7 protein-coding genes are annotated in these 7,641 nt (G+C 38.3%); 3 read left to right on the plus strand and 4 right to left on the minus strand.

What is annotated here, in order from left to right; all coding sequences use genetic code 11:
* Nucleotides 1-8: 8 nt before the first annotated feature.
* From BANA01_RS28580 to BANA01_RS28590, 3 genes are all read right to left on the minus strand, one after another.
* Nucleotides 9-377, minus strand: a complete 369-nt coding sequence (locus tag BANA01_RS28580) for an ArsR/SmtB family transcription factor (protein ID WP_063255648.1) — start codon at nt 375-377, stop codon at nt 9-11.
* The gene (locus tag BANA01_RS28585; protein ID WP_063255649.1) at nt 378-797 is read right to left on the minus strand and encodes an SRPBCC family protein; all 420 of its coding nucleotides are present in this window, start codon (nt 795-797) and stop codon (nt 378-380) included. It lies immediately after the preceding gene.
* Nucleotides 798-962: 165 nt separating this feature from the next.
* On the minus strand, nt 963-1,934 hold the full coding sequence (locus tag BANA01_RS28590; protein ID WP_063255650.1) for a bile acid:sodium symporter family protein: 972 nt from the start codon (nt 1,932-1,934) through the stop codon (nt 963-965).
* Between the two features lie 166 nt (nt 1,935-2,100).
* Here BANA01_RS28590 and liaG point away from each other — a divergent pair, with 166 nt between their 5' ends.
* Together liaG and BANA01_RS28600 are read left to right on the plus strand one after the other, a co-directional pair.
* Nucleotides 2,101-2,949: a LiaG family protein gene (liaG, locus tag BANA01_RS28595; protein WP_063255651.1), complete on the plus strand. Its 849-nt coding sequence runs from the start codon at nt 2,101-2,103 to the stop codon at nt 2,947-2,949.
* Nucleotides 2,950-3,061: 112 nt separating this feature from the next.
* Nucleotides 3,062-3,445 (plus strand): YuzC family spore coat inner layer protein, encoded by a 384-nt coding sequence (locus BANA01_RS28600; protein ID WP_157411918.1) that lies wholly within the window; start codon nt 3,062-3,064, stop codon nt 3,443-3,445.
* 43 nt (nt 3,446-3,488) lie between these two features.
* Here BANA01_RS28600 and BANA01_RS28605 read toward each other — a convergent pair whose 3' ends face one another.
* Complete coding sequence (locus BANA01_RS28605; RefSeq protein ID WP_063255653.1) at nt 3,489-5,723, minus strand: sensor domain-containing protein; 2,235 nt, start codon at nt 5,721-5,723, stop codon at nt 3,489-3,491.
* 193 nt (nt 5,724-5,916) lie between these two features.
* Here BANA01_RS28605 and BANA01_RS28610 point away from each other — a divergent pair, with 193 nt between their 5' ends.
* Nucleotides 5,917-7,275 carry an MATE family efflux transporter gene (locus tag BANA01_RS28610; protein ID WP_411835062.1) on the plus strand — a complete coding sequence of 453 codons (1,359 nt, stop codon included), beginning with the start codon at nt 5,917-5,919 and terminating at the stop codon, nt 7,273-7,275.
* The last annotated feature ends 366 nt before the right edge of the window (nt 7,276-7,641 follow it).

The following is a 7,641-nucleotide window of genomic DNA, read 5'->3' on the forward strand; positions in this document are numbered from 1 at the left end:
GGGTCAGTTCAATTTTTGTCGGTTTCTTCTGATTTTATAACCTGTAACCTACGATCTTCAGAGTTTTCAACAATATGTTTAAGAATCGAAAGCTTATTTTCCCAGAACTTTTCGTAGAACGAAAGCCATTGCTTAAGTTCTGTCAGCGGCTCAGGTTGAAGCCGGTAAATCTTCTCTCGTCCTACCTTTTGTCCATGAACGAGTTCAGCTTCTGAAAGTACTTGAAGGTGTTTAGCAATGGCTGTCCTGCTCATTGGAAAATGGGCAGTTATTTCTGAGATGGGGCGTTCTTTTTCCGCAAGTAATCTTAATACTTCTCTTCGAGTGGGGTCAGCAATCGCTTGAAATACATCATGCTTTTGTGCAGAGGATGACACTTAGCTCTCCAAAAGTGTACGCAGTTTTTGAACGATACCAGCCCATCCCTGAGCCATATGATTTCTAATATCAGAAGCTTTTTGGTTGGCCTTGCCAATGATTGCGTCAGATTGTGGCCATCCTCCATGAATAACGGTGAACTCTGTCTTATCCCCCAAATCCTTTAAACTAAACGATAAAAACCAACCCTCTGTATCCCAGCTGAACGAAAGCGAATGAGGAGGATTAAATTCAGTCACTTTACATGGAGATGGACCGAATGGAGATTGTAAATGAAACTCCGCTCCCACTTCCGGTTTGAAATCATTCGGCATAAACCATGCAGACATACCCTCTGCAGACGAAACCTGCTCCCATACCTTTTGTATTGGTGCGTTAATGACAACAGTCTGTTTAATATCTTGTAATGTATTTTCCAATGATTTCTCCCACTTTCAACAATTAATATAAAACCATTTGGTTTCACTTCTTGAGTATATAAAACCATTTGGTTTCATGTCAATAATTATTTTACCCCTTTACTTTTCCCGTTACCTCCGTTTTTTAAAACAAAAGACACTTCTCATTTAGGAAGTGTCAACATGTTAAACCCTATGACTCTGTTCAAAGTAAATTGTTTTCTTATCATAATAACGGGCCAAAAAGCTGCCGGCTAAGGAAGCGAGAATTTGCTGGAATAGCATACCGACAACGACCGGTAAAGCAACAGCCGGTGAAAAATAGGTAACAGCAATAACAGCTCCGGCACTTATATTTCTCATTCCACCTGAAAAAGTCAAGGAAACAACTGTATCCCGTTCACTTTTAATTAGTTTGCCGATTAGAAACGCAAAGAGATAACCAGTTAATGCAATAAAAAAGACCACTAGTATAATTCCAATTAATTTTAGATTGATATTTTTTAGATAAGGAGCGATTAACGCACCATTTAGCATGACAACAACGCCAAGGCATATTTTTGAAAAAGGCGCTAATGTACTACTTAACCTTTTCGTAAAGTTCCCTTTTGTGCTCTGGTTCAACCACATTCCAAGAATCGAAGGCAGCACAATCATTCCAAGCAATCCTTGCATAATACTCATAAAGTCCATTTCAATTTTCTCACCTATTAAGAAGGACAAACAATACGGTACAATCAACGGAGAAAGTATCGTATCGATAAGGATAATAGATAAGGTCAACGGGATATTTCCTTTATAAATTGAAACCCACATAAAGCTGGTTATTCCAGTAGGAATGGCCATGCCTAGCACTATGCCTGTTATTGTAAAAATATCCTCTTGAAACGTGATATGACCGACACCCCATGCCCATATTGGCATTAGGATATGTAGTAACACCATCGCTGCAAATATTGGAAGCGGATGCTTAACGACATCTGATAAAGATTTGAAATTTGAGTTTAAACTTCCTGCAAATGTCATAAACGCAAATATCCAAGGGATTAAATAGGAGAAGTCTTCTATATAGATTGAAAGTAAAACCCCCATTACTACACTTGTCGGAGTAATGAACGGCATGATTTTTTCTAGTTGTTTATTTATCTTCTGCAACATGATTCTTCTCTCCAAGCTCATATTCTGTTTTTCTGCCATTACAAAGGATATCATATTTTTCACTATACTTCTCAAGTCTTAGAAATAAATAATTCTCTGGTTCATTGGTAGTTTTTGAGAAATCACTTATGATGAAGCTATAACAAGGAAAGGGAAGGGATTTTAGATGAAAAGAATAGTGATTACACTTTTAATCATCACAGGACTATATATAGTTTTTAATCAGTCATTCCAGTTCGATGGTTTTGCTTTTGGGGGAAATAAGGATCGAAGTGCTGAACTTTCCAATAAGATCGAAGCCATCGATATCAATGTGGCCGGAGTCAGAGCAACGATTATTCCAGAAGATCGGGATAATGTTGAAGCAATTTTAACAGGTAAAGGCTCACTTATCGTGAAAGAAACAGGAAACAGAATCGTAGTGGAAACGAAACGGAAAATGTTTAACTGGTTCTCATTTTCCGAAAAAAGACAGTTAAAGATTTATGTTCCTAAGGATTATGATCGTAATATGAACATCCAGATTGGGTCTGGAACCTTAATTTTCTCTGGGAAGTTAATGAAATTAAATGACCTTTCTCTAGATATTGGTTCTGGAAATGTTAAGATTGATCATTTAGAAGTGAACGAATTTATCCATGATGGATCTTCAGGAAATGTAGAAATCGATACTTTGCATACGAAAACAGGTAGTTTTGACCTTAGCTCAGGAAACCTGGAGATTAACCACTATTCCGGAGCACTAAATGCAGATGTTTCATCTGGAAGGTTCTCTGTAAAAGTGGATCAATTGAATGATTCCATTGATATTGACCTTAGCTCAGGTCATGTAAAGCTCGATTTGCCAGATGATGCAGATTTCAAATTAAATGGAAAAGTCAGCAGCGGGAATATTTCCAGTGACTTCCCTTTAACCAGCAGTGGAACGGATAATAAAAACCTACAAGGAACACATGGTTCCGGGAAAAATGAAATAAATGTCTCCGTTTCTAGCGGCGATGTTCAAATATTTTAAGAAGGTAAAAAGCGCTTGGAGTTCGAAATTCCAGGCGCTTTTACCATGTAACCAAAATAGTCTAAATCTCATATCGTATAATGCCCTGTGTACCGAATATGGAAGGAGCATTATGATGTATTATTACCACTATCCTTACCCGCAGCAGGCCGCTTACCCTGGTTACCATTACCACTACCCCATAAGCAGGCAATATCCGCAGGTGGATGTAAATGTTTTTACAAAGTCCATAAAATCCTATCGGTTATTAATGGCCCAGGGAAGTGTCCTGTTAGACCGGTTAGGCGATGCGGGTTTTGACGTTAAGTTAATGACGGCTGCTCAACAAGGAAACCAGGCCGAAGTGGATCGGTTAATAAAAACGATTGGTCTAAAAGTACCTGTGAAGACAAGATATACACCAACCGGGGTGACCTTTGAACTTACAACACAACCTGCCCCTGGCAGTTACATGCACTGTTGTACCTTAACCGTCCAATTGAAATGGGGAAATTAAAAGACCTTCTAAAATGAAGGTCCCTTTTTTGAAATATTTAGCTTTATAATTGAGTTTTACCCTTTTCTTTTAATAAAAATTTCTCCATTTTTTCAGCAGATAATGGTTTGCTATAGTAATAGCCTTGTCCAATTTGACAAGCATTCCGTGTTAAAAACTTAACCTGTTCTTCTGTTTCGATTCCTTCCGCAATGACAGTAAATTTTAAATTGACACCCATATCAATGATCGTTTTTACCATCATTCCTTGATTAGAATGATTGATTATATCGTCAACGAAGGATTTATCAATTTTAATTTTATCAATGGGCAGATGTTTCAAATAACTTAAAGAAGAGTAGCCTGTCCCAAAATCATCTACCGATAACAGAACGCCCAGACTCTTTAATTGATTCAGAATGATGGTGGAGTTTTCAAGGTTTTGCATGAGACTTTCCGTAATTTCAAGTTCCAAATCATTTGACTCAAGTTCAACTTCCTTAAGCATGTCCGCAATATATTGAATGAATTGCTCATCCTGAAATTGACGTACAGAAACGTTTACGGCAATAGGAAAATCACTGAAACCTGCATCCTTCCATGCTTTTCTCCGTTCACAAGCCTCTCTTAATATCCATTTGCCCAGCGGAACTATGAGTCCTGTTTCTTCAGCCAATGGAATAAATTCAGACGGTGCAATATAGCCATATTCAGGATGGTTCCAACGAATTAATGCTTCGACTCCAACTATTTTACCTGTAACTAAATCGAACTGTGGCTGATAATAGAGCATTATTTGATTCTGCTCCATTGCTCTTCTTAACCAATTCTCTAACTTCATTTTCCACGTCGAAATTCCACCCGAGAATATTGAGTAAAATTGATAGTTATTTTTCCCGCGTTCTTTTGCTTGGTACATAGCTGTATCTGCATTTTTAATTAGTGTCTCTTCATCGCCGCCGTCTGATGGATAGAGACTGACACCAATACTTGGCGTGACATAAAATTCATCATTCCCCACTTCAATTGGGTATGAAAATTCATTTAGAATCCGATTCGCTACTCGTGAAGTAGTGTCCTTGTTTACATCTTCTAGGACGATAATAAATTCATCCCCGCCTTGTCTGGAAACAAGTCCTTCATTTTGAACTGCTTCCTGTAATCTGCCTGCAACCCTTTGTAAAACATGATCACCAACCGAATGACCCTTCGTATCATTAATAATTTTGAAACGGTCTAAATCTAAGAACAAAACAGCGTGCATTTTATTTTCTTGTTGGCGTAAAACATCATTAAGATGATTTTTAAACTGATTGCGATTGGGCAAACCCGTTAATGTATCATAATAGGCCATAAATTTTATCGTTTGTTCTGACTTTTTCCTTTGGGTAATATCTCTGCCCACTACCTGCACGGCAAATCGACCTTCGTAAAGAATAGACCTAGCCGCCATCTCAACATCTATATTTACACCATCAATTCGCCTAACTTGAAATTCAAAATTATATCTCTCATTCTCCACCTTAGCAGTGGAGAAAACTTTCGTTTTAATTAAATCCGTAATTTGAGAGGAGACAAAATTTTTAGCGGATTGACCAATCACTTGCTCCTGACTTTCGGCTCCAATTAATTTAAAACCCGCTTCATTAATATATTCAATTTTTCCGTCATAAACGACAGCAATAATATCAGGTGACATCTCTACTAAACTTTGATAAAGGCCTTCACTTTCTTTCCGATCCGTAATATCGAATAACACACTACTAAAATCGACAAAGTCTCCTTTTGAATCGAAGGTCGGTATCCCGCTATCCTGAATCCAGCGAACTTCTCCATCAGGGCGAATAATACGATATTGACTGGTCACATTTTCACCGATGGCTATTTTCTGTTCCCTTTCTTCTAAAACATACAAATCCTCTGGATAGATAACCTCTTTCCAAAGGTTATTATTTTCATAGAAGTTTTCCAGCTTGTATCCATATAACTTTTCAATGCCAGGGGTAATTAATAGAGTGTCATTCTTTAAATCATGGGACCATATCGCGACGTCCAGCGTATCAAAGATATTTTTCATTCTTTGCTGACTTTTTTGAAGTTCTTTTGTCTTTTGATAAAACTCTTTTGTAAGAAGGAACAGGAACCAAATGGCTGCCGTATATATGGCAATGGTTACATAACTCGTTATTTTTATTGAATGAAATAAATTAGGTAATAAAAGATCAGCAGCCTCCAAAGAGATCAATAAACAAAAAATGAGGATTAACAAAAACCGATTTAGATTTCTTTTTATGATCATGGATGTCTCCCATTTTAGTATACTTATAGTTTAAAAATAGCAAATCCAATGCTTTATAACAATCTTATTATTTTTCCATTCATGAAAGAGTAGTATAAAAGCGACGAACATCATTTTCCTATTCCTAAATCCTTCATATAGGAGTAAAATTAATCATACTTTTTAAAATACTATGCAGGATCAGGAGATTATCGTGGAAGAACAACAAAATAAATATCAAGATCAATCTTTATTCAGTATTACCTGGCCGCTCTTTATTGAGCTGGCACTTCATTTAGGTATGGGGATTGTGGCTACGTTAATGTTAAGTCAATACTCAGATGAAGCCGTAGCGGGTGTCGGCATAGCCAACCAGCTGCTTAATATCTTCATTTTGGTTTTTAATGTCACATCTATTGGCGCAACAGTTTTAATCAGTCAAAACCTTGGTGCGGGAAAACTCCAGAGGGCCAGGCAGTTATCCTATTCCGTATTTGGATTGAATTTCTGGTTTGGTATATGTATTGCCATTTTTGTTTTTATTTTAGGAGAACCGCTGCTACGATTATATGATATTCATGGTGCGGTTTTCGACTATGGTCTTACTTTTGTCCGAATATGTGCGCTCTCACTCTTTTTTGAATCCTTATCACTGGCTTTAAGTGCGATTCTTCGCAGTCATGGATACACCAAGGAATCGATGATGGTCACTGTTTATATGAATTTAATAAGTATTGGCGGAAATGTCATTGCAACTACTGGAATTTTTGGGCTTCCGGTTACAGGTGTGACAGGTGTCTCATGGGCAATCTTCGCAGCGCGAGCCTATGCTGTCTGTGCTCTATTATATTTGTTATATAATAGACTTTCTTTAAAAATAGTCATTAAGGACATTTTTAATGCAAAGAAAGAAGATATTCGGGGGCTGCTCGAGATTGGGATTCCGTCTGCGGGAGAAAATCTTTCTTACCAATTATCTCAAGTGGTCATTACTAGCTTTGTGGTAGGGATGGGTACTGCTTCCTTAGCAGGACGAGTATATATTTTAAACATCAGCATGCTATGCTTTTTATTCACCGTTGCGATTGCCCAGGGAACTCAGATTTTAGTAGCTCGATATATTGGCGGTAAACAATTTGATCGTGCCTTAAAACGCGGAATTCGTACCTTGAAGATAGCTATGCTTGCTTCAACATTGACATCATTCGTCATCGCCTTAGGCGGGGACAGGATATTGGATTTATTTACAAAGGATCCAGCAATCATTCTGGTTGGACTTCCTGTTTTATGGGCGATCGTTTTCGTTGAACCTGGAAGAGCCATGAATATTGTTTTAATGAACTCATTAAAGTCTGCGGGGGATGTTCGGTTTCCCGTTATTATCGGTATTATTTCCATGTGGGGAGTAGCAGTATCGTTAAGTTATTTATTAGGCGTCCATTATGGATTGGGACTTTTAGGCATATGGCTTGCCCAAGGGGCAGATGAGTGGCTGCGAGGCTGCTTCGCCCTAAGAAGATGGCTGACAAAGCCTTGGGAAAGACGGTTTACAAAAGCAGTAATAGAACAATAAATAGAGTACAAAAAAACGTAAGGAGCATTTCTCCTTACGTTTTTTTATTGTCGGAAACTAGAAAGTCCTTTTATTGAGGACATATCCTTCTGGCGGAACGATCGATTTGTCCCCAAGACCCTCCATTGAGGACATATCCTTCTTGAGGAGCGAGTGTTTTGTCCCCAAGACCCTTCATTGGGGACATATCCTTCTGGTGGGTCGGTGTTTTGTCCTTAAAGCCCTCTATTGAGGACAGATCCTTCTTGAGGAGCGAGGTTTTGTCCGCAAGACCCTTCATTGGGGACATATCCTTCTGGTGGGTCGGGTGTTTTGTCCTCAAAGCCCTCTATTGAGGACTAATCCTTCTTGTGGTGCGAGTGTTTT

Source organism: Neobacillus niacini NBRC 15566, assembly GCF_001591505.1.
Classification (GTDB): Bacteria; Bacillota; Bacilli; order Bacillales; family Cytobacillaceae; genus Neobacillus; species Neobacillus niacini.

Bases quoted from the DNA above. Each gene is read 5' to 3' on its own strand.
- liaG (WP_063255651.1), top strand. From the start codon at position 2,101: ATGAAAAGAATAGTGATTACACTTTTAATCATCACAGGACTATATATA.
- BANA01_RS28605 (WP_063255653.1), bottom strand. From the start codon at position 5,723: ATGATCATAAAAAGAAATCTAAATCGGTTTTTGTTAATCCTCATTTTT.
- BANA01_RS28600 (WP_157411918.1), top strand. From the start codon at position 3,062: ATGATGTATTATTACCACTATCCTTACCCGCAGCAGGCCGCTTACCCT.
- BANA01_RS28590 (WP_063255650.1), bottom strand. From the start codon at position 1,934: ATGTTGCAGAAGATAAATAAACAACTAGAAAAAATCATGCCGTTCATT.